Source organism: Novosphingobium sp. (genome assembly GCF_025351285.1).
Taxonomy (GTDB): Bacteria; Pseudomonadota; Alphaproteobacteria; order Sphingomonadales; family Sphingomonadaceae; genus Novosphingobium.
Genome location: NZ_JANXWG010000041.1, coordinates 1 through 26,404, shown reverse-complemented (window position 1 = coordinate 26,404; position 26,404 = coordinate 1). Strand labels below are relative to the sequence as shown.

Annotated in this window: 28 protein-coding genes; 19 read left to right on the top strand and 9 right to left on the bottom strand. The window is 63.5% G+C overall.

Annotated elements, in window-relative coordinates; genetic code table 11:
* Positions 1-60 precede the first annotated feature (60 nt).
* Positions 61-1,350 carry a tRNA uridine-5-carboxymethylaminomethyl(34) synthesis GTPase MnmE gene (mnmE, locus tag Q0R16_RS04890; RefSeq protein WP_295632836.1) on the bottom strand — a complete coding sequence of 430 codons (1,290 nt, stop codon included), beginning with the start codon at positions 1,348-1,350 and terminating at the stop codon, positions 61-63.
* Between the two features lie 63 nt (positions 1,351-1,413).
* Complete coding sequence (locus Q0R16_RS04885; protein ID WP_295632833.1) at positions 1,414-1,698, bottom strand: DUF6489 family protein; 285 nt, start codon at positions 1,696-1,698, stop codon at positions 1,414-1,416.
* A gap of 157 nt (positions 1,699-1,855) precedes the next feature.
* Here Q0R16_RS04885 and Q0R16_RS04880 point away from each other — a divergent pair, with 157 nt between their 5' ends.
* Positions 1,856-2,557 (top strand): dienelactone hydrolase family protein, encoded by a 702-nt coding sequence (locus Q0R16_RS04880; RefSeq protein WP_295632831.1) that lies wholly within the window; start codon positions 1,856-1,858, stop codon positions 2,555-2,557.
* Between the two features lie 74 nt (positions 2,558-2,631).
* Positions 2,632-4,167, top strand: a complete 1,536-nt coding sequence (locus tag Q0R16_RS04875) for an FMN-binding glutamate synthase family protein (protein ID WP_295632918.1) — start codon at positions 2,632-2,634, stop codon at positions 4,165-4,167.
* Positions 4,168-4,170: 3 nt separating this feature from the next.
* On the opposite strand, the gene Q0R16_RS04870 is transcribed toward Q0R16_RS04875, so the two are convergent.
* Positions 4,171-5,310, bottom strand: coding sequence for an aspartyl/asparaginyl beta-hydroxylase domain-containing protein (locus tag Q0R16_RS04870; protein ID WP_295632828.1), 1,140 nt, complete (start codon positions 5,308-5,310; stop codon positions 4,171-4,173).
* Between the two features lie 134 nt (positions 5,311-5,444).
* Between Q0R16_RS04870 and Q0R16_RS04865 the strand changes: the two genes are divergently transcribed.
* The 4 genes from Q0R16_RS04865 (at position 5,445) to rho (ending at position 8,200) form a co-directional block, all read left to right on the top strand.
* The gene (locus Q0R16_RS04865) at positions 5,445-5,831 is read left to right on the top strand and encodes a nuclear transport factor 2 family protein (protein WP_295632824.1); all 387 of its coding nucleotides are present in this window, start codon (positions 5,445-5,447) and stop codon (positions 5,829-5,831) included.
* Between the two features lie 75 nt (positions 5,832-5,906).
* Positions 5,907-6,350 (top strand): CopD family protein, encoded by a 444-nt coding sequence (locus Q0R16_RS04860; RefSeq protein ID WP_295632822.1) that lies wholly within the window; start codon positions 5,907-5,909, stop codon positions 6,348-6,350.
* Between the two features lie 46 nt (positions 6,351-6,396).
* Positions 6,397-6,777, top strand: coding sequence for a hypothetical protein (locus tag Q0R16_RS04855; RefSeq protein WP_295632818.1), 381 nt, complete (start codon positions 6,397-6,399; stop codon positions 6,775-6,777).
* Positions 6,778-6,943: 166 nt separating this feature from the next.
* Positions 6,944-8,200: a transcription termination factor Rho gene (gene rho, locus Q0R16_RS04850; protein WP_295632815.1), complete on the top strand. Its 1,257-nt coding sequence runs from the start codon at positions 6,944-6,946 to the stop codon at positions 8,198-8,200.
* A gap of 46 nt (positions 8,201-8,246) precedes the next feature.
* On the opposite strand, the gene Q0R16_RS04845 is transcribed toward rho, so the two are convergent.
* Together Q0R16_RS04845 and Q0R16_RS04840 are read right to left on the bottom strand one after the other, a co-directional pair.
* Complete coding sequence (locus Q0R16_RS04845; protein ID WP_295632812.1) at positions 8,247-8,642, bottom strand: polymer-forming cytoskeletal protein; 396 nt, start codon at positions 8,640-8,642, stop codon at positions 8,247-8,249.
* Between the two features lie 4 nt (positions 8,643-8,646).
* On the bottom strand, positions 8,647-9,810 hold the full coding sequence (locus Q0R16_RS04840) for a M23 family metallopeptidase (RefSeq protein ID WP_295632809.1): 1,164 nt from the start codon (positions 9,808-9,810) through the stop codon (positions 8,647-8,649).
* A 287-nt stretch (positions 9,811-10,097) separates the two neighbouring features.
* Between Q0R16_RS04840 and Q0R16_RS04835 the strand changes: the two genes are divergently transcribed.
* The 10 genes from Q0R16_RS04835 (at position 10,098) to Q0R16_RS04790 (ending at position 18,640) form a co-directional block, all read left to right on the top strand.
* Positions 10,098-11,390: a glutamate-5-semialdehyde dehydrogenase gene (locus tag Q0R16_RS04835; protein WP_295632805.1), complete on the top strand. Its 1,293-nt coding sequence runs from the start codon at positions 10,098-10,100 to the stop codon at positions 11,388-11,390.
* Between the two features lie 60 nt (positions 11,391-11,450).
* The gene (locus Q0R16_RS04830) at positions 11,451-12,506 is read left to right on the top strand and encodes an aldo/keto reductase (RefSeq protein WP_295632802.1); all 1,056 of its coding nucleotides are present in this window, start codon (positions 11,451-11,453) and stop codon (positions 12,504-12,506) included.
* Positions 12,503-13,198 (top strand): nicotinate-nucleotide adenylyltransferase, encoded by a 696-nt coding sequence (locus tag Q0R16_RS04825; protein WP_295632798.1) that lies wholly within the window; start codon positions 12,503-12,505, stop codon positions 13,196-13,198. Before Q0R16_RS04830 ends, Q0R16_RS04825 begins: the two co-directional genes overlap by 4 nt.
* Positions 13,199-13,436: 238 nt before the next feature.
* Positions 13,437-13,754, top strand: coding sequence for a ribosome silencing factor (gene rsfS, locus Q0R16_RS04820; RefSeq protein WP_295632915.1), 318 nt, complete (start codon positions 13,437-13,439; stop codon positions 13,752-13,754).
* 25 nt (positions 13,755-13,779) lie between these two features.
* A complete protein-coding gene (locus Q0R16_RS04815) occupies positions 13,780-14,211 on the top strand; it encodes a 23S rRNA (pseudouridine(1915)-N(3))-methyltransferase RlmH (protein ID WP_295632913.1) in 432 nt (143 codons plus the stop codon).
* A gap of 8 nt (positions 14,212-14,219) precedes the next feature.
* Positions 14,220-15,449 (top strand): peptidoglycan DD-metalloendopeptidase family protein, encoded by a 1,230-nt coding sequence (locus tag Q0R16_RS04810; protein WP_295632795.1) that lies wholly within the window; start codon positions 14,220-14,222, stop codon positions 15,447-15,449.
* A gap of 107 nt (positions 15,450-15,556) precedes the next feature.
* Positions 15,557-16,906 carry a S41 family peptidase gene (locus tag Q0R16_RS04805; protein WP_295632791.1) on the top strand — a complete coding sequence of 450 codons (1,350 nt, stop codon included), beginning with the start codon at positions 15,557-15,559 and terminating at the stop codon, positions 16,904-16,906.
* A 16-nt stretch (positions 16,907-16,922) separates the two neighbouring features.
* On the top strand, positions 16,923-17,411 hold the full coding sequence (locus Q0R16_RS04800) for a disulfide bond formation protein B (RefSeq protein ID WP_295632788.1): 489 nt from the start codon (positions 16,923-16,925) through the stop codon (positions 17,409-17,411).
* The gene (locus Q0R16_RS04795) at positions 17,408-17,920 is read left to right on the top strand and encodes a demethoxyubiquinone hydroxylase family protein (RefSeq protein ID WP_295632785.1); all 513 of its coding nucleotides are present in this window, start codon (positions 17,408-17,410) and stop codon (positions 17,918-17,920) included. The genes Q0R16_RS04800 and Q0R16_RS04795 overlap by 4 nt, the downstream gene beginning before the upstream one ends.
* A gap of 138 nt (positions 17,921-18,058) precedes the next feature.
* Positions 18,059-18,640, top strand: a complete 582-nt coding sequence (locus Q0R16_RS04790) for a hypothetical protein (protein ID WP_295632781.1) — start codon at positions 18,059-18,061, stop codon at positions 18,638-18,640.
* Between the two features lie 21 nt (positions 18,641-18,661).
* Here Q0R16_RS04790 and fabI read toward each other — a convergent pair whose 3' ends face one another.
* The 3 genes from fabI to Q0R16_RS04775 are packed head-to-tail and all read right to left on the bottom strand — an operon-like array spanning position 18,662 to position 21,464.
* Positions 18,662-19,483, bottom strand: a complete 822-nt coding sequence (gene fabI / locus Q0R16_RS04785; RefSeq protein WP_295632776.1) for an enoyl-ACP reductase FabI — start codon at positions 19,481-19,483, stop codon at positions 18,662-18,664.
* Positions 19,480-20,505, bottom strand: a complete 1,026-nt coding sequence (locus Q0R16_RS04780; protein WP_295632773.1) for a YihY/virulence factor BrkB family protein — start codon at positions 20,503-20,505, stop codon at positions 19,480-19,482. Before Q0R16_RS04780 ends, fabI begins: the two co-directional genes overlap by 4 nt.
* The gene (locus Q0R16_RS04775; RefSeq protein WP_295632770.1) at positions 20,502-21,464 is read right to left on the bottom strand and encodes a DnaJ C-terminal domain-containing protein; all 963 of its coding nucleotides are present in this window, start codon (positions 21,462-21,464) and stop codon (positions 20,502-20,504) included. The genes Q0R16_RS04780 and Q0R16_RS04775 overlap by 4 nt, the downstream gene beginning before the upstream one ends.
* A 132-nt stretch (positions 21,465-21,596) precedes the next feature.
* Between Q0R16_RS04775 and pdxH the strand changes: the two genes are divergently transcribed.
* From pdxH to Q0R16_RS04760, 3 genes are all read left to right on the top strand, one after another.
* Positions 21,597-22,217: a pyridoxamine 5'-phosphate oxidase gene (gene pdxH, locus Q0R16_RS04770; protein WP_295632767.1), complete on the top strand. Its 621-nt coding sequence runs from the start codon at positions 21,597-21,599 to the stop codon at positions 22,215-22,217.
* Between the two features lie 2 nt (positions 22,218-22,219).
* Positions 22,220-23,185, top strand: a complete 966-nt coding sequence (locus Q0R16_RS04765; RefSeq protein ID WP_295632763.1) for a cation diffusion facilitator family transporter — start codon at positions 22,220-22,222, stop codon at positions 23,183-23,185.
* 422 nt (positions 23,186-23,607) lie between these two features.
* Positions 23,608-25,923 carry a prolyl oligopeptidase family serine peptidase gene (locus Q0R16_RS04760; RefSeq protein ID WP_295632760.1) on the top strand — a complete coding sequence of 772 codons (2,316 nt, stop codon included), beginning with the start codon at positions 23,608-23,610 and terminating at the stop codon, positions 25,921-25,923.
* An 84-nt stretch (positions 25,924-26,007) separates the two neighbouring features.
* Here Q0R16_RS04760 and Q0R16_RS04755 read toward each other — a convergent pair.
* Positions 26,008-26,404 (bottom strand): serine hydrolase (locus tag Q0R16_RS04755; RefSeq protein WP_295632757.1); only part of this gene is annotated, 397 nt, incomplete at its 5' end.

Sequence of the window (26,404 nt, the reverse complement as noted above, 5' to 3'; positions counted from 1 at the left end):
GGAGGTCGCGATTCCCGTCAAAGACTGGTGGCGTTAGCGGTCATTGTTCCACGTGGAACACTACTTGCCGATGCAGAAGCGACCAAACAGGGCGTCGAGCATGTCCTCGACTCCGGTTCGCCCGACCAGCCGATCGAGTGCGCTTCGGGCATCGCGGAGGCCTTCCGCACAAAGGATTGGATCGCTCACACCGAACAGTGACGACAGCGACTCGTGGACTTGCCCCAGCAATCTATGCTGCCGTGCATTGAGCGCGGAATTGCCTGGCCGAGGAAGCGCGCTGCGTGCGAATGCAACCAGGTCGCCGCGCAATGCCGTCATTCCCGCACCGGACATGGCCGAGACACGGTGGCGCGGATCGATCTTTGCCGGCAGGTCGGCTCGATCGGCTTGTGCGCTGATTTCCCACAAGCATGCGACATCGGGCCCCTGCCCTTCGCCGCCCAGCCAAAACACCAGGTCTGCACGATCGGCTTCGGCTTTGGCACGTCCGATGCCGATCGCTTCAACGTGGCCCACCTCGTCGTCGCGCAAGCCAGCGGTGTCGATGAACACGAAGGGCAGCCCGTCTAGCGATACCGATGACGTCAGAACGTCGCGCGTAGTTCCGGCCTCGGGCGCTGTTATGGCTGCTTCGTGTTCGACCAAAGCATTGAACAATGTGGATTTTCCGGCGTTGGGCGGTCCGGCCAGAACCACGCGCAGGCCTTCGCGCAGGGGTTCTGCACGAGGCCGCGCAAGCCATGCGCCGATTTGCGCGCTGACTGCGTCGCAACGTTCAACGAAGCCCGGTGGAAGGTCTTCGCCGACTTCGCCCTCGTCTGAAAAATCGAGCGTGGCTTCTATCGCTGCGGACAAGCCCAGCACTTGTTCGCGCCATTCGTCGACTTGCCGCGAGAGCGCGCCGCCCGCCATCGCCATCGCTGCCTGCCGTTGGAGTTCGGTTTCGGCCGTGAGCAAGTCCGCCAGCCCCTCGGCCTCGGCAAGGTCGATCAGCCCGTTGGCGAAAGCGCGTCGGGTGAACTCGCCTGACTCGGCGCGGCGCAAACCAGGCCGATGGCCCAGCACGGCTTCGACGGCGGCGACTACAGCACGGCCTCCGTGCAAATGCAGTTCAGCGCAGTCCTCACCGGTTGCGCTCGATGGTCCGGGCATCCACAGGATCAACGCGCGATCAAGCTCGCTGCCATCGGCAGGGTTACGCAGCTTGCGCAAAGTTGCGCGGCGCGACTTGGGCAGAACGCCGGCGATACGCTGGAGTGCTTCGCCGGCATCAGGGCCGCTGATCCGGATCACGGCAACCCCGGCTGGTGGCGCACCCGATGAAAGCGCAAAGATCGTGTCGGCCATCAGCGGCCTTTAACTGCGCACGCCATCGAACGGAAGCGCTGCGGCTTTAAACTGTCCAGTGAGTCAGCCTTCGCTGCCTTCGGGCTTTTTCGGCGTTGGCGCATTGGCGAACCCGCCCATCGCCGCGGTCGCGCCCTTTTCCATGAATTGCTGGAACAGCTTGAGCCCGATTTCACCCATCGGAGCGATCTGCTTGGCGTAGCCTTGCAACTGGTCGACGCTGGAAACGCCCTTCATCGCCTTGGCCACCGCATCGACATAGACGTCGTTGGCCTTGGACACGTCGGGCAACCCCATGAAGCGCCGGGCTTCATCGGCGGAGCATTCGATCTCGATATTGACCTTCATCGGACACCTTCCCGCAAATATGCCCACTTGGCCGTGGTTCGGGCCCGTGGTTCTAACCACAGACTGTCATGCAGGCTTGGCAAAGTCCACAGCACCGGCCAAGCTGCCGCTGAACAGTTCATATCGACCAACGGCTTACGAACAGAGGACGAACGCAATGGGCGAGACCTGCAGCTTCCCCGCCATGGACGGCGAAGGCCCGATCCCCGGTTACCTGGCGACTCCGGCCGGGGCGCCCAAGGCGGCAATTCTGGTGATCCCGGAAATCTTCGGGGTCAACGCGGGTATCCGTTCGAAGTGCGAAAGCTGGGCCGCGCTGGGCTATGCCGCGATGGCGCCCGACATTTTCTGGCGGTTCGCGCCCGGCGTGGAACTCGATCCCGATGTACCCGAACAGATGCAGGAGGCGTTCGGCTATTTCGGCCAGTATGACCCGCAACTCGGCGTGAAGGACATCGAGGCCGCCATCCACTGGCTGAAGCGCGATCGCGGTTTCGCGAAAGTGGGCCTGGTCGGCTACTGCCTGGGCGGGCGGATGGCTTACATGGCGGCAGCGCGCACCGATATCGACGCTTCGGTCGGCTACTATGGCGTCATGATCGACCAGATGCTCAACGAGGCACACGCCATCGCCCATCCGCTGATGCTGCACATCCCGACCGCCGATCACTTCGTCGGCCCCGAGGCGCAACAGGCGATCCACAATGATCTCGAGTTGCACCCCAAGGTTACGCTTCACGATTATGCGGGACTCGATCATGGGTTCGCTGCGGAATTCGGTTCGCGCCGTGACGAGGAGGGCGCGCAACTGGCTGACCAGCGCACGCGCGACTTCTTTGCGCAGCATCTGGTACCGTGATCAGCTCCACTCCCTTGCGCGACGGAGCAGGCATCGCGGCGCGTTTCCTGCTGCCACTGACGCTGCTCGTGCTCATGGCAGTTTGCCTGGTTCATCCGCCGATGCGCTGGGGACTGGTCATCGCCGTGCCACTGCTGCTGGTGGCGGTTTGGGACTTCTTCCAGACGCGCCATTCGTTGCGGCGCAATTACCCGCTGCTGGCGCGCGTGCGCTGGGTGATGGAAGACCTGCGCCCATTTGCGCGCGCCTACATCGTTGAGGGTGATCTCGATGGCCGGCCCTTCAACATTGACCAGCGCGCGCTGGTCTATGCCCGGGCGAAAAACGAGCTTGATTCGCATCCCTTCGGCACCGAACTCGATGTCTATTCAGACGAATACGACTGGTTGGGTCATTCGATTTCGCCCAACGCCAAGGCGCCCGACGAATGGCGGCTGAAGGTTGGTGGCGAGCAATGCGCCAAGCCATATTCCTCGGCGCTGTTGAATGTCTCGGCGATGAGCTTCGGCGCGCTTTCGGCCAATGCCATCCGCGCGCTAAACCTTGGGGCCAAGCAGGGCAATTTCGCGCACGATACCGGTGAAGGCGGTCTATCGCCGCATCATCGCGCGAACGGTGGCGATTTGATCTGGGAAGTGGGCAGCGGCTATTTCAGTTGCCGCGATGCGGAGGGGCAGTTCGATCCCGCGCGCTTTGCCGATCTCGCGCAGCACGATCAGGTGAAGATGGTCGAGATCAAGCTCAGCCAGGGAGCCAAACCGGGTCATGGCGGCGTGCTGCCCGGACCCAAGGTCACCCGCGAAATCGCCGAGACGCGCGGCGTGCCGGAGGGGCAGGATTGCATCTCTCCAGCCGCGCATACCGCGTTTTCGACCCCGCGCGAACTGGTTGAATTCGCAGCAAAGATGCGCGAATTGTCGGGCGGGAAGCCAGCCGGGATCAAGCTGTGCATCGGCCAGCCGCACGAATTCCTGGCGATCTGCAAAGCGATGCTCGAAACCGGCATCCACCTCGATTTCGTGGTGATCGACGGGGCCGAGGGCGGGACGGGCGCGGCGCCGGTCGAATTGTCGAATAGCGTCGGCATGCCGCTGCGCGAAGGGCTGATCATGGCGCGTAATGCGCTGGTTGGCTGTGGGCTGAAGGACAAGGTGCGGCTCGGCGCGTCGGGCAAGGTCCATTCGGGCGCGGGCCTGGCGATGAACATGGCGCTGGGCGCCGACTGGTGCAATGCCGCGCGCGGGTTCATGTTCGCGCTGGGCTGCGTGCAATCGATGAAGTGCCATACCGATCGCTGCCCGACGGGCGTCGCCACACAGGACCCGTCGCGCCAACGCGCGCTGGTGGTCGAGGACAAGGCCACTCGCGTCGCCAACTTCCAGCGGCATACACTGCACGCACTGCGCGAAATGGTGGTGGCGATGGGGCTCAACAGCCCGTGGCAGATCCAGCCTCACGATCTGATGCAGCGGCTCAATTCAGCGCGCGCCGATCCGGTCGACCGCATCTACAGCTTCCTCGAACCCGGAGTGTTGCTGAGCGATCCCGGAACAACCAGCCTGGGGCGGTTCTGGGAGATGGCGCGGACCGACAGTTTTCGGCGGGCTTAGCGGTCAGGCGTCCAGCCCGTAATCGCCGATGGCTTCGAGCATTCGGGCGATTGCGGCGCGATCGGCGTCAGGAATTTCGGGTCGCCACACTTCGAACAGCAGCACCACGCGCTCCTGATCGCCAGCATTGCGCGCTTCGTGTTCGATGCTGTCATCGAACACCAGCGGAACGCCGGGGTCCCACGTGCGGACCTCGCTTCCCACCCGCAGCGTACAATCGGGCGCGGTCAGGATCGGAATGTGGCAGATCAGCCGGCAATTGAGCATGCCGAAATGTGGCGCGATATGCGCGCCCGGCTTCAATCGCGACCAATGCGCATTGGGAGAGCGGCCCATGATGCGCGGCATTGGCGCCAGCGCCAGCGCGGCCATGGTTGCAGGACAGCGATCGGCGTTGGCGGCTACGATCGCGCCGTCCTTCCAGAAGTGGAAGGCACCCCAGGCTTCATTGTCGAGCAGCGGATTGTTGGGCGCGGGCCGGTGCGGTTGGCGTCGGACATAAGGATCGAAACCGGCAGTGCCATCGGCCAAAACGGCGGCCAGTTCTGCTTGCATCGCGGGCAAGAAAGTCATCATATCGGCCAGCCACGGAAATTGCTGGAAATCGAAAAAGCGGCGTTGGGCCAGGCCCGGATAGTAGAACACCGATGGCTGCTGGAAATAGAGTTGGCGCTGTCCGGTCAGCAATTCGAGCGCTTCGGCCATGACCGGGCTCAGGTCCCCGCCGATTTTGTCGGACAGGAATGCGCCGAATTCGCCATCGGCCCGGGCCAGGAATTCCTGCGCGTGAGTGAGCAATTGTTGAAGCGATGGCGGGACTTTCGCGTCCGCACCGGCTTGCGCGATGGCCGAACGATAGAAGCTGACCGCGGCCCGCGCATCGTCGGCACGCTCGCGCAGCAGCCCCTTCAGCAACAAGGCGCCCACGTCGCGCATGGCGCGTTCGAGCTGGCGGTCGATCGCCTGTTCGGCAGCATCGGATTGACCCAGCGCGAGTTCGGCATTGGCCAGCGCAACCCAGGGCATGTCTGCGGCGGGCACGGTCTGCGCCGCCACACGCAGCAGTTCGGCGGCGCGGGGCATGTCGCGTGCCTGCAACGCGGTCAGCCCCGAGGCAACCGGATCGGAGTGCGTTTGCGTCAAGTGTTCCGGTGCCCCTGCCGTCTAAAGGATAGCTCCGATTTGCGCCGTGTCATGGCGTTGTGCAAGGTAGCGCGGTGATCTGCCGCGACTCGGTGCGCGTGTTGCCGAGGCTCGATTGGCAAAAGGAGAACGCAATGAACCTTGGTCTGGCCGCATGGCACCGCGCAATGGCTGCAGGAACTCCCGATGAACTGCTGCGCGAACTGATCGCCGAGGACGCGGTGTTCCATTCGCCGGTGGTGCACACGCCGCAGGTCGGGCGTGCTAAAGTGATGCTTTATCTGGGCGCTGCGGGGCAGGTGTTTGCCGATACCGGGTTCACTTACGTTCGCGAACTGGTCGATGGCCCCGAGGCTTGCCTTGAATTCACCGCGACGATCGACGGCATCGAGGTCAACGGCATCGATCTTATCCGCTTCGATCTCGAAGGGCGGATAGTCGATTTCAAGGTGATGGTGCGGCCACTGAAGGCTATCAACATGCTGTGGCAGAAGATGGCCGAATCGCTGCAAAATAGCTGAGGTCAACGTCACCTCAATCGCTCTTGCCAAAAGCCGGGCCTTCCGGCAGCGCGCAAGAGGCGGTATCACCCCGGTATGCAACAGGCACTTGCGATGGTTTATCTCTGGCTCAAGGCCGGTCATGTCATTTTCGTGATCTTCTGGATGGCGGGGCTGTTCATGCTCCCGCGGTTCTTCGTCTATCACCAGGAGGCGCCGCCCGCCTCGCCCGAACATGCGGTGTGGGTCGATCGCGAGGCCAAGCTGCTCAAGATCATCCTGTGGCCATCGCTCGTGGTGGTGTGGGTGCTGGGGCTGGCGCTTGCGATGACCACCGGTGCGTTCTCGCAGGGCTGGTTCCACGCCAAGTTGCTGCTGGTGCTGGTGCTGAGCGCTTATCACGTGTGGATGGCAGGCTATGCCGCCAGCCTGGCACGGGGAGAGCGCAAGCTGTCCGGCAAGCGACTGCGATTGCTTAATGAAGTGCCGGGTATTGCCGCCGCGCTGATCGTGGTGCTGGTGATCGTCAAGCCGTTTTGAAAATGCACGCTGCGCCCGTGTCGGGCGATTCGCGAAAGGTTGCCCGATGATCCTGCTGTCCATGCTTGCTGCTGCGGCCGTGCCGGTGGAAGCATCCAAGGTGGTCATTTCGGACGATATGCGCTGCGTAACGATGTTCCTGGTCGCTGCGGGATCATCGAAGGCCGAGGAGCAGGCTGGCATGGTGGCCGATGCGCTGTATTTCATGGGCAAATCGGATGGCCGTTCACCCGATGCCGAACTGGCGCCACAAACCAGTGCGCTGATCACAAGTCCCGATTATTTCTCGAAGCAGCTTCCCGCCGATGCGGAACGGTGCACCAAGGAGGTCGAGACGATGAGCCAGCGGCTCGATTCGGTCGGCAAGGCGCTCGATGCATTGAGCAAGGCTGCTGCCCCAGCCGCGAAGCCCGAACCAAGCAAGTAACCGCACATTGATTGACGCAGCGGCCCGCTGCGACTAAGCAATTCAAGCCTTTTCGGCACCCATTCCGGCATCGACTGGCTGCCTTTTGCGGCCGCCAGCAAGGTCTGCTTTCCCCAAGCCCGATAGACCGCCGGTGAGCAAAACCCCAATTGCGGACACAAAACCCATGCATTTCAAGGAACTCAAGAAGAAGAAGCCCGCCGAGCTGGTCGAAATGGCCGAAGAGCTGGGTGTGGAGGGCGCGTCGACGCTGCGCCGCCAGGACCTGATGTTCGCCATCCTCAAGGAAGTGGCGGATGACGGTGAGGAGATCATGGGCGTCGGCACGATCGAAGTGCTGTCCGATGGTTTCGGTTTCCTGCGCAGTCCCGAGGCCAATTACCTCGCCGGCCCGGACGATATTTACGTCTCGCCGAACCAGGTCCGCAAATGGGGCCTGCGCACCGGCGATACCGTCGAAGGCGAAATCCGCGCGCCGCGTGATGGCGAGCGTTATTTCGCGATCGTCAAGCTGATCAGCGTCAACTTCGACGATCCCGAAGCGGTCCGCCACCGCGTCAACTTCGACAACCTCACCCCGCTTTATCCTGATGAACGGCTGCGGCTCGACACGCTCGACCCCACGGTCAAGGACAAGTCGGCGCGGGTGATCGATCTGATCAGCCCGCAAGGCAAGGGCCAGCGCGCGCTGATCGTCGCGCCGCCGCGCACGGGTAAAACGGTGCTGCTGCAGAACATGGCCAAGGCCATCACCGACAACCACCCTGAAGTGATCCTGCTGGTGCTGCTGGTCGACGAACGGCCCGAGGAAGTCACCGACATGCAGCGGTCGGTGAAGGGCGAGGTGATCTCTTCGACCTTCGACGAGCCCGCCACGCGTCACGTCCAGGTGGCCGAAATGGTGATCGAAAAGGCCAAGCGACTGGTCGAGCACAAGCGCGACGTGGTCATCCTGCTCGATTCGATCACGCGTTTGGGCCGTGCCTACAACACCGTGGTCCCGTCATCGGGCAAGGTGCTGACCGGCGGCGTGGATGCCAACGCATTGCAGCGGCCCAAGCGCTTCTTCGGCGCCGCTCGCAACATCGAGGAGGGCGGTTCGCTCTCGATCATCGCGACCGCGCTGATCGACACCGGCAGCCGCATGGACGAAGTGATTTTCGAAGAGTTCAAGGGCACCGGCAACTCGGAAATCATCCTCGACCGCAAGGTGGCGGACAAGCGCATCTTCCCCGCGCTCGACGTGGGCAAGTCGGGCACCCGCAAGGAAGAACTGCTGGTCGATAAGGCGCACCTGGCCAAGATGTGGGTGCTGCGCCGCATCCTCATGCAGATGGGCACGGTCGACGCGATGGAATTCCTGCTCGACAAGATCAAGGATTCCAAGTCGAACGAGGACTTCTTCGCTTCGATGAATCAGTAAGGAAATGGGCGCGGGGGCTTCAACCTCCGCGCCATTTCTTGAAGCTTCAGCTCGCCAGGATCAGCCGGGCCGAGCCATCTTCGGCCTTTGCAGCCGTGCTTGCACCGTTGGTGCGGTGTGTGAACCTGCCGTCCACCTGGGCACCCTGCTCGATCGTAAGAGCATCATAAGCCACGTCGCCGTGAATGCGCGCGGACTTGAGGATCACCAGGTCGCTCGCCTCGATAGAACCGTGCACGGCACCAGAAAGCCGCGCGCTCTTGGCCCGGATCGCGCCATGGATCGCGCTGGTTTCGCCCTGGACGAGCGAGGCGCAATCCACATCGCCCTCGATCTTGCCATCGATGTGCAGGTCGGCGTTGGCGGTCAGGTTGCCCTTGATCGAGAGGTCGGCGCCCAGCACAGAAAAGCTCGATGCGCCGCCGCGAGTGTTATTGGCCATGGCGTTACCCGCGCCCGTCGTGCGAGCCGGTGCCGGCTTCTTGGAAAACATGCGTATTCGCCTCCAGGAACGGCCGGGGATTGACCGGTTGGTCGTTGATTCGGACTTCGAAATGAAGATGTGGTCCGGTCGAGCGGCCGGTGTTGCCGATCCGGCCGATCACTTCGCCCGGCTTGACCGCCTGGCCGACTTGCGATTCGATCCGCGACATATGCGCGTAGCGGGTCAGCAGGCCATTTCCGTGACTGATCTCGACGCAATTGCCATAGCCCGAACGGACCCCGGCGTAGCTGACCGTGCCCGCCGCCGCTGCATAGATCGGTGCGCCGATCGGTCCGCGAAAATCGAGCCCAGCGTGGAATGCACCGGCGCCGGTGAATGGATCGCTGCGATAGCCGAACCCGCTCGAAATGAATTCGAGGCTGGCGGGTAGCGTGTTGGGAATGCCGGCCAGCGCGTGTTCAAGCCCGCTCATCCGTTCGAGGCTGGCACCCAGCCGAGCAAAGCGCGGGTCGATCGAATTACCGGCGCTTGTGGTCAACAACTGGAGCGGACCACCCTCGGCATCGCCGCGGTTGTACGATGCCATCAACAGGTTGGGGTTGAGCCCGACCCGGCGGATCTGCGTTTCCGCGCGAGTGGCTCGGGCATCGGCAAAGCGGGTCATGCGTTCGGTGAAGGCGAGCTGGCGCGCTTCGAGCCGCGCCAGGCCAGCGGCCTCTGGCAATTCCATGCTGATTTTCTTGACCGTTTTGCCGGCTTCGGTGCTGCTGTCTGAAACCGTGCCCTTGGGCAGGTCTGCGGGGAGATCACCGACATGGCTCTTGACCATGTTTTCGATGAAGTCCTGTCGCTTGGCCAGATCGGCGGCCACGCCGCCCAGATCGCCCTTGTAGCGGTTCACACGAGCTGCGGCGCTGGTAACTTCGGCTTCGCGGCGGAGTAGCGATTCGCGGTCACGCGAGGCGGAAATCTGCGTGGCGAGCGCGATGGCCATCGCCAGCAGCCAAACAAACAGGGCAGCCGCAGCAGCGCCGGCGGCAATCAACTGCACGCGGGTGGTGATCTTGATGAAACGAACCTGGCCGCCCGAACGCATGATGAATTCGCGTTCCGGGAACCAGCTTCTGACGCGGGCTATCAGCCCGTCTTGTGATCCCGAAACCAAATTGGCGACCCTGATTTTTGCGTTGACCCCTGCCCGGCCAAGTAAGCCCGGTCGGACGTCGCCGCTTACCCGGCGCTAACGGTGCAGGCGAATCCGGGCGGGTGGAGTCAAGGCGAACTGTGCCGGGGACCGGATGAATCGATTGCAGGTGTGCCGTTAAGCAAATCTTTCGGGAACGAGATGTGCCCGTCTTGGTGCTCGATGGCTTCGATTCGCGGCTGCGTTCCCGTCCGATTTCCCGCGAAGTCGGCGCTGACTTCGGTGCGCGATCTTGCTAAAGCGCCGCCATGTCGAACACATCTGACCTTGCCCCGCTCCCCGTTGTCGCCTTATCGATCGAACAGCAGATTGTCGTGCTGGCCCAAGCCGGGCGGGCTGCGCAACGCGTGCTTGCGCGTGTCGACGGCGCCGCGAAAGCGACTGCGCTGCTGTCGGCGGCGAGTGTACTGCGCAATGCATCGGCCGAAATCCTCGGAGCCAACGCCCGCGATATGACCGCCGCCGCCGCCAATGGCTTGTCGGGCGCGATGCTCGATCGGCTGCGGCTCGATCCGGCGCGGTTGGAGGCGATTGCTGCGGCGATTGAACAGGTGGCGGTGCTGCCCGAACCGGTCGGGCAGGTGATCGATCGCAGCCTGCAGCCCAACGGTCTCGATCTCGCGCGGGTGCGCGTGCCGATCGGGCTGATCGGAATCATTTACGAAAGCCGCCCCAACGTCACCGCCGATGCCGCCGCGCTATGCGTGCGCGCTGGCAATGCAGTGCTGTTGCGCGGGGGAAGCGAGGCGGTTCACTCAAACCGCGCGATCCATGCAGCCATGGTCACCGGGCTCGAACAGGCGGGCGTGCCACGCGATGCTGTGCAACTAGTCCCCACGCAGGATCGCGCGGCCGTGGGTGCGATGCTGACAGCAGCAGGGCTGATCGACATGATTATCCCGCGCGGCGGCAAGAGCCTGGTTGCGCGGGTCCAGGCCGATGCGCGCGTGCCGGTGCTGGCGCATCTCGACGGGATCAACCACACGTTCGTTCATCGCGCGGCCGATCCCGCCAAGGCGGCGGCGATCGCGCTCAACGCCAAGATGCGCCGGACGGGCGTGTGCGGATCGATGGAAACGTTGTTGATCGATTCGGCTTTCCCTGCGCCGCACGCGCTGCTCGAACCCCTGCTCGCCGCCGGGTGCGAATTGCGCGGTGACGGGCGCGCCTGCGCGATCGATTCGCGCATCCTGCCCGCCGTGTCCGCTGACTGGGATTGCGAATATCTTGATGCGATCCTGTCGGTGGCGGTGGTCGACGGGCTCGATGCCGCAATGGACCACATCGCGCGCCACGGATCGCATCACACCGACGCGATCGTGACCGAAAACGGCGAAGCGGCCGAGCGCTTCCTTGCCGAAGTCGACAGTGCGATCGTGATGCACAACGCATCCAGCCAGTTCGCCGATGGCGGCGAATTCGGATTGGGCGCCGAGATCGGCATTGCCACCGGCCGGCTCCACGCGCGCGGGCCGGTGGCGCTTGAAGGGCTGACCACGTACAAGTGGTTGGTGCGAGGCCAAGGAACGATCCGGCCCTGAGCGGTTATAACCCTGCGGCGCCCACGCGCTGAACATCCTTTCCTTCCCAGGAGTATCCCGATGCGCACAAACCGTCTTGGCTCGACCGGCCTGATCGTTTCCGAATTGTGCCTGGGCTCGATGACCTTCGGCGATAATGGCGGCCGCTTCAGCGCGGTGGCCGGGCTCGATCAGGCTGCCTCGACCGCGCTGGTCAAGCAGGCCGTCGATGCCGGGATCAACTTCATCGACACCGCCAATATCTATTCGGAGGGCCGGTCCGAGCAGTTCGTCGGGCAGGCGCTGAAGGATCTCGGCCTGGCCCGGCACGAGATCGTGATCGCGACCAAGGCACTGGGGCCCATGGGCAAGGGGCCGAACGATGCCGGCATGTCGCGCCAGCATCTGCTGGCGCAGATCGACGCGAGCCTGTCGCGGTTGGGGCTCGATCACGTCGATCTTTACCAGATCCACGGCTGGGACCCGCTGACGCCGATCGAGGAAGCCCTGCGTACGCTCGACGATATCGTGCGCAGCGGACGCGCGCGCTACATCGGCGTTTCGAACTGGGCTGCGTGGCAGATCGTCAAGGCGCTGGGCATTTCGGAGCGGCTGGGACTGGAGAAATTTGCGTCCTTGCAGGCCTATTATACGCTGGTAGGACGCGATCTCGAGCGCGAGATCGTGCCGATGCTGGTCAGCGAAGGCGTGGGGTTGATGGTATGGAGCCCGCTGGCGGGCGGTCTGCTCTCGGGCAAGTACCGGCGGAGCGACGAGGGCAAGAACGAGGGAGAAGGGCGCCGCGCGGTGTTCGATTTCCCGCCGGTCGATGCGAATCGCGCTTACAACCTGATCGATGCGATGGATGTAATGGCCAAGGCGAAAGGCTGCACCGTCGCGCAAGTCGCGCTGGCGTGGCTGCTGTACCAGCCGACGGTGTCGACGGTGATCGTCGGGGCCAAGCGCGCGGACCAGTTGGCCGACAACATCGGCGCCTGCGACGTAACTCTGTCGGCCGACGACATGGCGCAGCTTGAAGGGCTAAGCGCCTTGCCACGCGAATATCCCGGCTGGATGCTGGGCATGCAGAGCGGATATCGCGGCAGCGCCGCCGCGCCGCGTCGCGTTGCTGAATGAACCGAGCGGGTCGCACGGTCGGCCTGCTGGGTGGCAGCTTCAACCCGGCGCATGGCGGGCATCGGCGGATCAGCCTGTTCGCGCGCGATGCGCTCGGGCTGGACGAGGTGTGGTGGCTGGTGTCGCCGGGCAACGTGCTCAAGCCGGCCGCAGGGATGGCGCCGCTGCCCGCGCGGCTCGCCTCGGCGCGCCGTCAAGCCCGCCGCGCGCCGATTCGCCCCACCACGATCGAAACGCAACTGGGCACGCGCTACACCGTCGATACCTTGCGAGCGCTGGTGCGCCGCTACCCCAAATTGCGCTTCGTGTGGCTGATGGGGACGGACAATCTGGCGCAATTCCATCGCTGGAAATCGTGGCGAACGATCGCGCACACCATGCCGATTGCAGTTATCGCGCGTCCGGGCTATGATGATGGTGCCTTGGCGAGCCCCGCCATGGCCTGGCTACGCCGCTTTCGCCAGCGACCTGGCCGGTTTATCACCCGTATGGGCGGTCATTCGGCGAGCTGGAGCGCACCTGCGCTGGTTATCCTGCGTTTCGATCCCGATCCGCGTTCGGCCACCACGCTCCGCGCCGCCGATCCGCAGTGGTACACGCAATTTGCCGCAGCCACGCAGCGTGATCCCCTAACTCATCATCTTATCTCACACCGCCCTCTCCAATCGCCCACCGGGGAATCAGGTCGCTGAGCGTTTTCGCTCTCCGGCGCCTCGAAGGCGATCAGCTTGCCGATTGGGCGTCGAACCCCCATTTCCCTCGGCACAAGGAACAGAAACAACCCACATGACCCCCATGCAACCGCTGTCCGGCCCGTCCGGCCCAGTCTCTTCAGGCACAGTTGCCCCCGGCCTTGAGCCTACCCGCCATGCAGCGCAGCGCGAATTCGTGGCCGATGCAAAAGGGCGCGAGCCGCTTTACGACATCGTGATGCGTTCGCTCGACGAGGACCAGGCGCAAGAGGTCATCGCTATTCCGCTCGAAGGCAAGAGCGCGGTAGCCGATTACATGGTGATCGCCTCGGGCCGGTCGACCCGGCAAGTGGCTGCGATCGCGCAGAAACTGGCCGAACGCATCAAGCACGGCGGCTTCGGCAACAGCCGGATCGAAGGCTTGCCCGCGGCCGACTGGGTGCTGATCGACGCGGGCGACATTGTCGTCCACGTGTTCCGTCCCGAAGTGCGCAGCTTCTACAACCTGGAACGGATGTGGGCGTTCGGCGATGGCGGAAGCAGCGTCGCAAGCTGATTTTCGCGCGGCTCCCATCATGGCGCTGCTGCTGCATATCGTTGCTCACGGCCGGATCGGGCGGTCGCCCGAGGCTGAACTGGTTGATCGCTACACCAAGCGGATCAGCGGCGGAGCATGGCCGTTTCGGCTAACCGAATTGCCCGATCGCGGGGGTACGGCGCCGGCCGCCTTGTCGCCCGCGCGTACCGTGCTGCTCGATGAACGCGGCAAGCAGCTCGATTCGGAGCAATTCGCCGCCCTGCTCGGCCGCTGGCGCGATGAGGGCGTGCGCGAGGCGCGGTTCGTGATCGGCGCAGCCGACGGACACGGAGAGGCCGCGCGCGCAGAGGCCGATCTGCTGTTTGCGTTCGGTACTGCGACCTGGCCGCACATGCTGGCGCGCGCGATGCTGGCCGAGCAATTGTGGCGCGCAACCAGCATTCTCGCTGGCCATCCCTATCACCGCGCGGGATAAGCCGGCGCGTGACACGTTATAAAATTATCCTGACCTTTGCGCTTGGCGTCGCAATGGCGGCCAGCCTTGCTGGTTGGCGCGCATCGGCTGAAAACGCCGTGCCATTCGCGTCGAGCCAGGAAGCGGCTGCGGCGCTCGACGAGGCACAGGCGCAACTCGACACCGCCCGCAACCGGGGCGAAGCTCTCGAAGCCCAGGCCAATGCTGCCACCGCAGCGGCTGAACGCACCGAACGGCAGGCAGCGGCAGTGGCTGCGCGAATCCAGGAATCGCAGGCGCAAGCCGCGATTTATCGCGCGAAACTGGCGCTGCTCGATCAGCGGCAGACGAACTTGCGGCTTACAATGGCAACGCGCCAGGCACCGCTTGTGCGGCTGACCGCCGCTTTGGAACTGATCGCGCGGCGGCCGCCGATCTTCGGCCTGCTGCGGCCGGGCTCGTTGCGCGACACGGTCTATTTGCGCGCGGTGCTGACCACGATGGCACCCGAAGTCCAGCGCCGCACCGAAGGCTTGCGCGGGGAGATCGACAAGGCGCGTGCACTGCGGCAGCAGCAATCGGCCACGATCGAAAGCTTGCGGGCCAGTACCGGCGTGCTGGCCGAACGGCAACGAACCCTGGCCGAACTCCAGGGCCGGCAGCGACTGGCGTCGCAGCAAGCGCAAAGCAACGCGGTGCGCGAAACCGACCGGGCGCTGGCGCTGGCCGAACAGACGCGTGATCTGGGCGGGCTGATGGCCCAACTCGACAGTGAAAATGCGCTTCGTGACGAACTGTCGGCGTTGCCTGGTCCGATCATGCGCCCCGCCAATCCGCAGGCGCGTGCAGGCATGGCCGCGGCGCAAGTGGAGCCTGCTCCGATCATGGACGCGAATAAGGGGCTCGACTGGATACTCCCTGTGGCCGGACGGCTGGGTTCGGGTTTCGGTTCGCACGGCGACAGCGGCTCTTCGCGCGGAATCATGCTGCTGCCCCAACCCGGCGCGTTGGTGATTGCGCCGGCGGGCGGGCGCGTGGCCTTTGCCGGCCCCTATCGCGGCTATGGCCGGATCATGATCATCGAGCATCCAGGTGGATGGGCCACGCTGATCACCGGGCTGGCGCGGATCGACAGTTCGGTCGGCGATGAGCTGCGGCAAGGTGCTCCGATCGGGCTGGCAGCTTCGGGCCGCTCTGCGATCAGCGTGGAATTGCGCAAGGATGGCGTACCGGTGAACCCGCTGGGGCTGCTGCGCTGATTCAAAGCGTTTGCCTGGCCCGTTCATGCATCTGGCGTTAAGGCGCGCGGCGCACTAGATTGTGCTGGCCGGTCCGCGCGATGCGACCGGCAAAGAAGGTCAAGCCCGTGAGCCAGTCAAACTTCAAGACATCCTTCGCTACGCTGTTTCGCGCGGCTGCGCTCGTCAGCGCGGTTGCGCTGATCCCGGCCGCCACCGCCGGCCTGGCCGCAGTCGACGCGCGTTCGGGCCCGCAATTTGGCAAGCTGCTCGCGGTCTATCAGCGGATCAAGTCCGACTATGTCGAACCGATCGATGACGACAAGCTGGTCAAGGGCGCGATCGACGGGATGCTGGCCTCGCTCGATCCGCATTCATCGTACCTCGATGTGCGCGAATTCAACAACCTCAAGACCCAGACCGAAGGCTCGTACGGCGGGCTGGGCCTGTCGGTCACGCTCGATGATGGCGCGGTCAAGGTTATCGCGCCGATCAAGGGCGGACCGGCGGAGAAGGCGGGGCTCAAGGCGGGCGATTTCATCACGCATCTCGACGGCAAGCTAATTTTCGGCGGCTCGCTTGACGAAGCGGTCGATTCGATGCGCGGCGCACCAGGATCGCAGATCCGCATCACCATTTTCCGCCAGGGCCGCGAAGAACCGTTCGATGTGACGCTGACCCGGCAAATTATCGATCTCAAGCCGGTCGAATGGCAGATCAAGGACAACAATGTCGGCGTGATCTCGGTCTCGAGCTTCAGCGAGAACATCGCCGCCGATGTCGCCAAGGCCTGGGGCGAAATCCGCACCAAGACCGGCGGCCACCCTACCGGGCTGATCCTCGACTTGCGCGAGAACCCCGGCGGGTTGCTCGATGAGGCGGTGGCGCTGTCCGACCTGTTCCTCGACAAGGGCGTGATCGTCTCGCAGCGCGGCCGTTCGGCGCGCGATACCGAAACCTACAACGCCACACCGGGCGACATGGCCAAGGGCCTGCCGGTGATCGTGTTGATCGATGAAGGCTCGGCCTCGGCCTCCGAAATTGTCGCGGGCGCGCTGCAGGACCAGCACCGCGCGCTGATCATGGGCCAGCGCAGCTTCGGCAAGGGCAGCGTGCAGACGCTGATCCCGCTGTCCAAGGACACCGCGCTCAAGCTCACGACGGCGCGCTATTTCACGCCATCGGGCCGTTCGGTGCAGGAAGGCGGCATCGATCCCGACGTGGCGGTGCCGCAGATTTCCGACGCCGATCGCCGCGCACGTCAGTTGCGTTCGTTCCGCGAGAGCGATTTGCGCGGGCACCTGATCAACGAGGCCAAGCTCGAGGACAAGGACTTGGAAAAGGACAAGACCGATGATCCGCGCTTCAAGCTGACCCCCGAACAGCTCAAGGCCAAAGGCATCACCGACTTCCAGCTATACTACGCGGTGCAGACGATCGAGCATACCGGAGCCCGCTTTGCCGCTAACAGTCGCTGACAACCGGGCGCCCGGCATGACCGCCGCACATTCCCGGCACGCCGCTTTCGTGATCGCGCTGGCGCTGCCGCTGGTGCTGATCGCCTGCGTCTATATCGCGCAGTACGGTTTCGGATTGCCCCCGTGCGAAATGTGCTGGTGGCAGCGTTATGGCCATTTTGCCGCGATCGGCTTCGCGCTTGCCGGCTGGTCGTTGCGCAAGTCGTCCGCCGGTACGACGCTGATTGCGTTGGCGGGATTAGCGATCGGCGTGAGCGCGGGCATAGGCTTGCTCCATGCCGGGGTCGAATATCATTGGTGGACCGGGCCGACCGCGTGCTCGACCACGCGGATCGAAGGCGATGCGTTGTCGGCGATCATGAATGCGCCGCTGGTGCGGTGCGATACTGCCGCCTGGACTTTGGTCGGGGTGAGCCTTGCCGGGTACAACTTCCTGGTCTCGTCCCTGGGAGCGCTGGCGGTGTACGGCTTGCTGGTGCGCGGATCGCGGAGTTCGGCAGCATGACGTCATCGAGCAAAGTGATGATCCGGGTCGACCAGGCCGGTGAATTCGGCGCCACGCGGATTTATGCGGGTCAACTCGCGGTCATGGGCGATCGCGCTCCGCACGCGGCCGAGATCGCGGCGATGGCGGCGCAAGAGGCCGATCACCACAAGCGCTTCGTGGCGCTGATGGCCGCGCGCGGTGTGCGGCCGACTGCGCTGCATCCGGTGTGGTCTGCGGCAGGCTTCGCGCTCGGCGCCGCCACCGCGCTGCTCGGGCCCGAAGCGGCGATGGCCTGCACCGCCGCGGTCGAAACCGAGATCGACCGGCATTACAGCCAGCAACTCGAAGACTTGGGTGATAGCGACCCCGAATTGTCCGCCATCATCGCCGAATTCCGCGACGACGAACGTGAGCATCACGCATCGGCCATCGCCGCCGGTGCCGAAAACGCACCGGCCTACGGACTCCTGTCGGGTGCAATCCGCTTGGGGTGCCGCGTGGCGATCCGGCTGTCTGAAAAAATTTAGGGCTGGCTGCAAAGATCTGATGGCCAGCTAGCCCGCGATTGCGCCGCATCCATCGGGAACCGGGTGGCTTCATCTATCATTCAACCGGTGCGATGCTTATACCCGGGCTGTGCCGTGTCGCCCGAAAGGCCCAAAATCATGTTCCGCAAGCCCGTGCTTCTCGCATTCGCCAGCGCCTTTGCCGCCTTCAGTTCACAACCAGCGATGGCGCAGGAAGAAGCCGGCGAAAAGGTCAACATGATCATCGTCTATGGCGAGGAAGCCTGCCCCGCCACCAAGGGCGACGAGATCGTCGTCTGCGCGCGCAAGCCCGAGGCCGAGCGCTATCGCATCCCGGCGCCTTTTCGTGGCGGTGATCCCAATTCGGCTGTGAACACATCGTGGGCCGAAAAGGCGCGGTCGTTCGAAACCGTGGGCCAGAGCGGGATCAACAGTTGCTCGCCGGTAGGCATCAACGGCGCTTCGGGGTGTATGGCCAAGCTGATTCACGACGCTTATGCCGAACGCAAGCAGCCCAGCGACGTCCACTTCGGCAAGGCGATCGAGGCCGAACGCGCCAAGCGCGCCGCCACGATCGATGCGACGACAGCCGCCGAGCAGGCGCGGGTCGAGCAGATTGAAAAGCAATATGACGAACGCAAGGCCGCCGAAGAAGCCATCAAGGCCGCCAAAGTGCCTGCTGCGCCCAGCGACCTGCCTACACCGCCGCCGGGCAACTGATAGCCAGGCGCCGCAATTTCGCTAGCCCAGCGCGATATCGGGCGCGTCTTCTTGTTTCATGCCCACGGTGTGATAGCCGGCGTCGACATGGTGGATTTCGCCGGTCACGCCCGATGACAAGTCCGACAGCAAGTATAGCGCGGCGCCGCCGACATCTTCGATCGTCACGTTGCGCCGCAGCGGCGCGTTGAGTTCATTCCACTTGAGGATGTAGCGGAAATCACCGATTCCGCTGGCGGCCAACGTGCGGATCGGGCCGGCCGAGATGGCGTTGACGCGCACGTTCTGCGGTCCGCAATCGTTGGCGAGGTACTTCACGCTGGCTTCGAGCGCGGCCTTGGCTACGCCCATCACGTTGTAATGCGGCACGACCTTTTCGGCGCCGTAGTAGCTTAGCGTCAGGATCGATCCGCCGCCTTTGCCGTCCTCGAAGGCCGGCATCATCGGCATCGCGCGCTGCGTCACCGCAACCAGGCTGTAGGCCGAAATGTTCATCGTCATCAGGAAGTTGTCGAGCGTGGTATCGTAGAAATGTCCGCGCAGTTGGTTCTTGTCGGAAAAGCCGATGGCGTGGACGATAAAGTCGATCGTCGGCCAGCGCGCTGCCAGCGTCTCGAACGCGGTATCGAGCGCGGCCATGTCGGACACGTCGCATTCGATCAGGAAATTGCTGCCCAGGCTGGCAGCGAGCGGCCGCACGCGCTTCTCCAGCGCCTCGCCCTGGTACGAGAACGCCATTTCGGCGCCGTGCTCGGCCAGCGCCTTGGCGATTCCCCATGCCAGCGATTTGTCATTGGCCAGTCCCATGATCAGGCCCCGCTTGCCCTTCATCAATCCGCTCATGCGTTTCCTTCTATCGCTCGCTGGCGATCATCGGTCTGGCCCAACATGTCGCGCTCCTCCGGACTGACGGCGAGCGCGGCGTTGAGTTCGGCCCCGACCACCACCCCTAGTCCGACCAGCCAGAAAAAGAAAAGCGCGATCATCACCCCTGCAAGGCTGCCGTAAGTCAGATCGTACTTGAAGAATGTCCTGAGAATGGCGGGAAGCGCCCCCATCACCGCCAACCACCATGTCGCCACGAACAGCGCGCCGGGCCATTTGGGGTAAGCTCGCGAGCGGTAGGCCTTGGGCGTGAGCGAGAGGAACAGCAAGTAAAGCGAGCCATAGAGCCCGACAGCCGGGACAAACCGCGAAAGCGCCAGGCGGCCGATCCAGCCGGTCAGCCGCGGCGCAAACGCCTCGATTGCCTGCTGCGCCGCCTCGATCGCCACTTGCGCGCCCAGGCTTGCGATCAACAGCACCATCGACGCCAGGATCAGCGCGGTCGAGGCAAGCCGGTAACGCCAGTAGCCGTGTTCCCACGGTGTACCATACGCGCGACGCAGCACATCGCGCACTGTCTCGATCAAGCTGCCGACAGTCCACAGGCCCACGAATCCGCCTAGCCAAAGCAGCCAGCCTTGCCGTGCAACGATCACCGAGCGCGCCACCGGCTCGATCGAATGCGCGACGATCGGCGGCAATTCGAGCAGGATCGCGTTGACCACCGCGGCGCGCTGGCTCGGTTCGCCGAGCAGCGAAAACGTCGCGGCGCCAACGATGCAGAACGGGAACAGCGCGATCAGCGTCATGTAGGCAAAGTTGCCAGCATGAATGAAGCCGTCGTTGATGACGCCGGTCCAGACGCGGGTGATGATCTGGTGGAAGTGGCTGCCGGGGCCAAGCCGGGCCTGTGCCTCGGCCAGACTCGTTCCAAATCCGGCGCGCCAGCGTAAGGCCTCGCTGCGCCGCGCTTCGGGCGACAAGTCGGGAACCACGGCCGCGCGTGTTCCGGCGCCGGATCGCGCCGGATCGTCGCTCAAACGCCGATCCGGCCGCGCAAGTCGCGGGTATCATGCCAGCCTTCGAGCCGCGCGGCCAAATCCGCATCGTCGACGGGCAATTCGATTTGAAGGGTGACCAATTGATCCCCGCGCGTGCCATCCTTGCGCGGGAAGCCCTTGCCCTTGAGCCGCAACGTGCGGCCCGAACTGCTGCCCGGCGCGATCGTGAGCATCACCGCGCCGTCCACCGTCGGAACCTTGACCTTGGCGCCGCGTACCGCCTCGTCGAGCGCAATCGGCAGGCTCAGCAGGATGTTGTCGTCCTGTCGGGTGTAAAACGTATGAGTGCCCACTTCGATGGTCACGATCGCATCGCCCGCCCCGCCTGGCCCCGGCTGGCCCTTGCCCGAAAGCCGCATCTGCGTGCCGTTTTCAACCCCGGCCGGCAGCTTCAGGTCGATCGTTTTGCCATCACCCAGCGTGATCCGCTGCGGCGCGCACGTCGCGGCGTCGATAAACGGTACCTGCAACTTGTATTGCAAGCTCGCACCCTTGGGCGGTGGCGCACTTCGCCCGCCGCCGAAGCCGCCGCCCGGAGCGCCGCCCATGCCGCTGCGGCCGCCGAATAGACCTTCGAAAATGTCGCCGATATCGATGCCCTCCGTTCCCGCACCGGGACCGGCGGCACCTTCGAACCCGTCGTGTCGATAGCCGCGCTGGGCTCCACCGAAGCCGCCCCCCGCACCGCCACCACCAAAGCCGAATGGCGCGGCCGGATTGCCATCTGCATCGATCTCGCCGCGATCGAACTGCGCGCGCTTGTCCTTGTCGGACAGGAGGTCATAGGCCTGGGTGACCACGCCGAAGCGTTCAGTGGCCTTGGGGTTATCCTTGTTGCGATCGGGGTGCAGTTCCTTTGCAAGCGTGCGATATGCGGATTTGATGTCCTTTTCGGTCGCGTTGCGCGCTACGCCAAGCGTTGTGTAAGGGTCTGCCATGCCTGCCAAGCTAGGTATTCGGCTCTCGTTCAGCAAGCCGCTTGGGCACTAACCCCGCGAACGCATGGGCATAAGGTGCAGGTCGGGCCAATGTGGGTTTGCAGTGCAGCATGGCTGGTCTAGGACCGAAACATGGACAGCAACGATGAATCCGGCATTCCCGACAGCGATCCCTTCGCGCTGTTCAACGCATGGTTTGATGCGGCCCGCGTTACAGAGTCCAATGATCCCAATGCCATGGCGCTTGCCACCGCCACCCCGGGCGCAGCGCCGTCGGTGCGGATGGTGTTGTTGAAGGGCCACGGACCGGAGTTGGGCACCCGCGGCGGCTTCGTGTTCTATACAAATTTCGACAGCCGCAAGGGCGGGGAACTGGCGGCCAACGATCACGTTGCGCTACTGTTCCACTGGAAGTCGCAGCGGCGGCAGATTCGCGTCGAAGGGCGCGTCAACGAAGTCACCGCCGCAGAAGCCGATGCCTACTTTGCCAGCCGCCATCCCGAATCGCGGCTGGGTTCGGCCGCATCGGACCAGTCGCGCCCGCTGCCTTCGCGGCAGGTCTATCTCGATCGCGTGGACAAGCTGCGCGAGCGCTACCCCGATGGCGATGTGCCGCGGCCTGCGCACTGGTCCGGCTATCGCGTCACGCCGGATGCGATTGAATTCTGGCAGGACCGCGCCCACCGCCTCCATGATCGCCGCCGTTTCGTGTGGACCGGGAACGACTGGTCCAGCACGCTGCTTTATCCCTGACGATGCCCGATCACACCCACAACCATGGCCTCAACCGCCGCGCCGCGATGGCCAGCATTTCGGTGGCCGGCGTGCTTGTCGGCCTGAAAGCTTGGGCCGCGCTGTCCACGGGCTCCACCGCGATGCTGGGCAGCCTGGCCGATACCGCGCTAGATCTTGTCGCCAGCATGGCCACGCTGACCGGGGTTTGGGTGGCCGCGCAACCCGCCGATCACAACCACCGCTTCGGCCACGGCAAGGCCGAGGCGCTGGCGGCTATGTTCCAGGTCGTGCTGATCTCGGTCTCGGCGATCGGGCTGGGCTGGCACGCGATCGATCAGTTGCTCACCGGCGGACGCACCCAAGCTGCGACGGACGGTGTAGCGGTCTCGATCGTCGCGATCGGCCTCACGCTGGTGCTGATCGCCTACCAGCGCCACGTGATCCGCCAGACGGCATCGCTCGCCATTGCCACCGACCACGTCCACTACAAAGCCGATCTCGCGCTCAACCTCGCGGTGATCGCCGCGCTGCTGCTCGACCAGCGGCTGGGTGTCGGATGGGCCGATCCAGCGTTCGCGCTCGGCATCGCGCTGTGGCTGGCCTGGGGCGCGTGGAGCGCCTCGCAAGCCGCGATCGAACAGCTGATGGACCAGGAATGGCCAATCGAAAAACGCGAACGCTTCATCGAGGTCCTGCGCAAGCATCCCGAGTTGCGCGGTGTCCACGATCTGCGCACCCGCACCAGTGGCCACCGCGATTTTGTCCAGTTCCATGTCTGGGTCGATGGCCGCATGACCGTGACCGAAGCCCACCGCGTGATGGACGAAGTCGAAGCCCGCCTGATGAACGAATTCCCCGGCGTCGAAGTGCTGATCCACCCCGACCCCGAAGGCATGATCGACGATCACGACCACACGCCCGAGGACTTGCTGGCGGATGACGTCGATCTGGCGACGGCACTGGCGCCAAAGGCTGACGCTGCGTGACGATATTCTGGACTTAAGACATTGAATTAAAACAGGTAAATTCGCAGCTTCGCTAAGTTCACACGTGTGGAACTTGGCAGAGAAGCCCGAACGACTCACGCCCCGCCCATCCGGACGAGGAAAAACAAGGACGTGCCGACGATTTCAAGGATCGGCCGCGATCATGGCAAGTTTGCGCCTTGTAGGACAGCGGTTCGGTGTGGTTTGGTTGGTTGGGCAAGATTTATGATTTAATATCAACGATTTGAATGTGGGGGCCATCGAACCCACACCCCAGCGACTGTCCACGCCCTCTGTTCCTTGTCTGTCGTTTGGTTGGGATGGGTGAGAAGTTTGAGGAGCGCACCCGCGCGGACGACTGCAAATTCGACTTGCTCAGGCTTTCTTGTTACAAGTGACCGACTTGCAAGGAAAGATTTGCGTTGAATAAGTTCTTTGGCTTGGCAACGAGATTCATAAGCATTTTGTGGATCGCAACAGCGGGCGCAAATGCCGCCGATAGACCCCGACGCGAACCACTTCCAGTTGAAATAGCGGCATCGGTCAAAGGCCACGGTTCTAACTCTGCGATCACTTACTCGCCAGACGGCCAATGGATAGCCTACACCGTCAGCACCCCCGACTTCCTGCCCAAAGCCTCGTTATTCTTCTCGGCTAGCGGGGTCCCGTTTGCCGAGGGGTTAGACCGTAAAGAGGCGCACATCACCAATACGCACACTGGCGAAGAGGTCAGGCTGGGCGGTTCGGAGAGTTCAAGCTGGGCGCCCGCTTGGTCGCCGGATGGGAAGCGGGTGGCTTTCTATTCTGATGACGGCGGACAAGCAGGGCTGTGGGTGTGGAATCTGGCGACGCGCAAAGCAGAGCGCATTCCCGGTGTAGTCGTTCGTCCATTCTGGGGTTGGGAAGTTCCACGATGGAGTGCCGACGGCCACAGCCTGCTGGTCAAGGTTCTACCGATAGGAGAGACGATCCAGCATGCCAATGCAATGAATCCGCTAACGAGCACCAAACGTCAATTCCCGCTCCACGAGGCTAACGCGCCCGGAGTTGTGGTTCTCCGAACCACCGATCAAACAATGTCGACCACCCCCGGCTTGCCAGCGATTAGCAACCGGGCGCTGGCAGACCTCGCTCTTGTCGACTTGAAAACCCAAAGCGTCCGGCGGCTGGTTCAGAATGCGAGATTGTGCTGGTACGCCTTTTCTCCGGATGAACGATCCGTGGCCTACACCGAGATCGACGCATTTCCCCTGAGCGGTCCCCTTTACAGCATCAAGGTTCAAGAGGTTACGTCAGGCCAAGTTCGCACACTTGGGAAAAATGTAGCGGCATACTGGGGGACGGAATTTAGCTGGGCACCCGACAGCCAATCGCTGGCGCAGGTCGATCGCGATGAGAAAGATGCACCTCGTGTGGCCATCCTTCCGGTTGACGGATCGCCCCTCCGTCCGCTTCCGCCTGTCGTATCAGTGACCTTCTTGGACACCGCCCCGCGATGGAGCGAAGATGGGCAACACCTTTATGCAAGCGCCGAGGCTGGCGAACTTTGGCGGCTTGATCCGCGCTCGGGAGCCAGCCAGCGTGTCGCCAAAGTTCCGGGAATTGAAATCAAGACTCTGGTGTCGAAGTTTGATTCGTCAGTCGTTTGGACAACGGATCGAGGCAGAGCCCTTTGGGCCATTGGTAGGCGCGCGACAGATCGTCAACCCTACATCCTGCGGATTGATTCGGGAACTGGCTCCGCCTCGGCCGAGCCGTTGCCGAGCCGCGAAATCGAGGCCATGAGTAGCATCGATGCCAGCGATGCCAGCGGCGAGATTGCGTTTGTCGCCAAAGATCAGCAGCATCCTGCCGACGTTTGGGTTTACCAAACCAAAGCCAAGCGGGCGCGGCAGATCAGCCATCTCAACAGCGACCTTGAGAGATATGCGCTGGGTCAGGCGCGCGTAATCGATTTCCGCACCGCCGACGGCAAGGCACTGCAGGCTGCATTGCTGTTACCCCCTGGCTTCCGGCTTGGGCGGCCATTGCCGACCGTGGTGTGGGTCTATGGCGGCCAGTATGGATCGCATGCGGTCCGCACGTTCGGCTTTGATGACGATACCGGCATGTTCAACATGCACGTGCTCGCCACTCGCGGCTATGCGGTATTGTTTCCCGATGCGCCGATCACCCAAGGCGCGCCGGTGAAGAGTTTGCTTGATACGGTATTGCCTGCGGTGGACGCGGCAATAGCCCAGGGTTTCGCCGATCCGGACCGCCTTGCCATAATGGGGCAGAGCTATGGCGCGTATTCGACGCTTGCGCTGATCAGTCATACGGATCGTTTCAAGGCGGCAGTCACGACCGGCAACGTGATTAACCCAGACCTGCTCGCATCCTATCTCGAAATTGACCAAACCAATACGCTCGCAAAGGTTGACTACTTCGAGCATGGTCAAGGCGCAATGGGAGGGTCGCCGTGGCAGTATCGCGACCGCTACCTCGAAAATTCGCCAATCTTCAGCTTCGATAAAATAAGCACGCCCTTGCTGATGGGGCAGGGGGCCGAGGATTTTACTTCCTCTGGTGCGGATGCGACCTATATTGCGCTTAGGCGGTTGGGCAAAAGCGTCGAATACAGGATTTACGAGGGTGAAGGGCACGTCCTCCAGCGTAGGGCGGACGTAATCGATTTTTGGAACCGCAGGCTGACCTTCCTAGCTGAGCACTTGGGCAAGAGTGCCGTTGACCAATAGCAATCGAAGTCCCGGGGGTGTGGGGGCCGCTGGCCTCCGCTTCTCACCCTTCTACCTGAATCCAAAGCCGCGCAGCACCCCACCTCACCCCTTGGGAAACAGCGCCACCAAATCGCCCAGCCGTTCCGCCACCAGATGCAGCCGGTCTTCCTGCGTCTTGCCCAACCGCACCACGGTCAGCCCCTGTTCGGGTGAGACGATCACGTATTGGCCGAGGTGGCCGATCGCCGAGAACGCGCTTGCTGCGCCTTTGCCGGGGAACAGTGATCCTTCGCCGCCGCTGGTGGGCTTGCGGTTGAGCCAGATCTGCGCGCCGTATTCGGCTTCGCGGGGGCTGGGGGTGGTCATGAAGTCGATCCACTGGCGGGGGACCAATTGCACGCCGCGCACCGCGCCCTTGTTGCGCAGCATTTCGCCGAAGCGGGCCCAGTCGCGCGCGGTGGCGTGGATGGTGCTGCCGCCGATCAGCGTGCCCGATGCG

Excerpts from the sequence above, each read along its gene's own strand:
- mnmE (WP_295632836.1), bottom strand. The coding sequence starts at position 1,350 with ATGGCCGACACGATCTTTGCGCTTTCATCGGGTGCGCCACCAGCCGGG.
- Q0R16_RS04885 (WP_295632833.1), bottom strand. The coding sequence starts at position 1,698 with ATGAAGGTCAATATCGAGATCGAATGCTCCGCCGATGAAGCCCGGCGC.
- Q0R16_RS04880 (WP_295632831.1), top strand. The coding sequence starts at position 1,856 with ATGGGCGAGACCTGCAGCTTCCCCGCCATGGACGGCGAAGGCCCGATC.
- Q0R16_RS04875 (WP_295632918.1), top strand. The coding sequence starts at position 2,632 with ATGGCAGTTTGCCTGGTTCATCCGCCGATGCGCTGGGGACTGGTCATC.
- Q0R16_RS04865 (WP_295632824.1), top strand. The coding sequence starts at position 5,445 with ATGAACCTTGGTCTGGCCGCATGGCACCGCGCAATGGCTGCAGGAACT.
- Q0R16_RS04860 (WP_295632822.1), top strand. The coding sequence starts at position 5,907 with ATGCAACAGGCACTTGCGATGGTTTATCTCTGGCTCAAGGCCGGTCAT.
- Q0R16_RS04855 (WP_295632818.1), top strand. The coding sequence starts at position 6,397 with ATGATCCTGCTGTCCATGCTTGCTGCTGCGGCCGTGCCGGTGGAAGCA.
- rho (WP_295632815.1), top strand. The coding sequence starts at position 6,944 with ATGCATTTCAAGGAACTCAAGAAGAAGAAGCCCGCCGAGCTGGTCGAA.
- Q0R16_RS04845 (WP_295632812.1), bottom strand. The coding sequence starts at position 8,642 with ATGGCCAATAACACTCGCGGCGGCGCATCGAGCTTTTCTGTGCTGGGC.
- Q0R16_RS04835 (WP_295632805.1), top strand. The coding sequence starts at position 10,098 with ATGTCGAACACATCTGACCTTGCCCCGCTCCCCGTTGTCGCCTTATCG.
- Q0R16_RS04830 (WP_295632802.1), top strand. The coding sequence starts at position 11,451 with ATGCGCACAAACCGTCTTGGCTCGACCGGCCTGATCGTTTCCGAATTG.
- Q0R16_RS04825 (WP_295632798.1), top strand. The coding sequence starts at position 12,503 with ATGAACCGAGCGGGTCGCACGGTCGGCCTGCTGGGTGGCAGCTTCAAC.
- rsfS (WP_295632915.1), top strand. The coding sequence starts at position 13,437 with ATGCGTTCGCTCGACGAGGACCAGGCGCAAGAGGTCATCGCTATTCCG.
- Q0R16_RS04800 (WP_295632788.1), top strand. The coding sequence starts at position 16,923 with ATGACCGCCGCACATTCCCGGCACGCCGCTTTCGTGATCGCGCTGGCG.
- Q0R16_RS04795 (WP_295632785.1), top strand. The coding sequence starts at position 17,408 with ATGACGTCATCGAGCAAAGTGATGATCCGGGTCGACCAGGCCGGTGAA.
- Q0R16_RS04790 (WP_295632781.1), top strand. The coding sequence starts at position 18,059 with ATGTTCCGCAAGCCCGTGCTTCTCGCATTCGCCAGCGCCTTTGCCGCC.
- fabI (WP_295632776.1), bottom strand. The coding sequence starts at position 19,483 with ATGAGCGGATTGATGAAGGGCAAGCGGGGCCTGATCATGGGACTGGCC.
- Q0R16_RS04775 (WP_295632770.1), bottom strand. The coding sequence starts at position 21,464 with ATGGCAGACCCTTACACAACGCTTGGCGTAGCGCGCAACGCGACCGAA.
- pdxH (WP_295632767.1), top strand. The coding sequence starts at position 21,597 with ATGGACAGCAACGATGAATCCGGCATTCCCGACAGCGATCCCTTCGCG.
- Q0R16_RS04765 (WP_295632763.1), top strand. The coding sequence starts at position 22,220 with ATGCCCGATCACACCCACAACCATGGCCTCAACCGCCGCGCCGCGATG.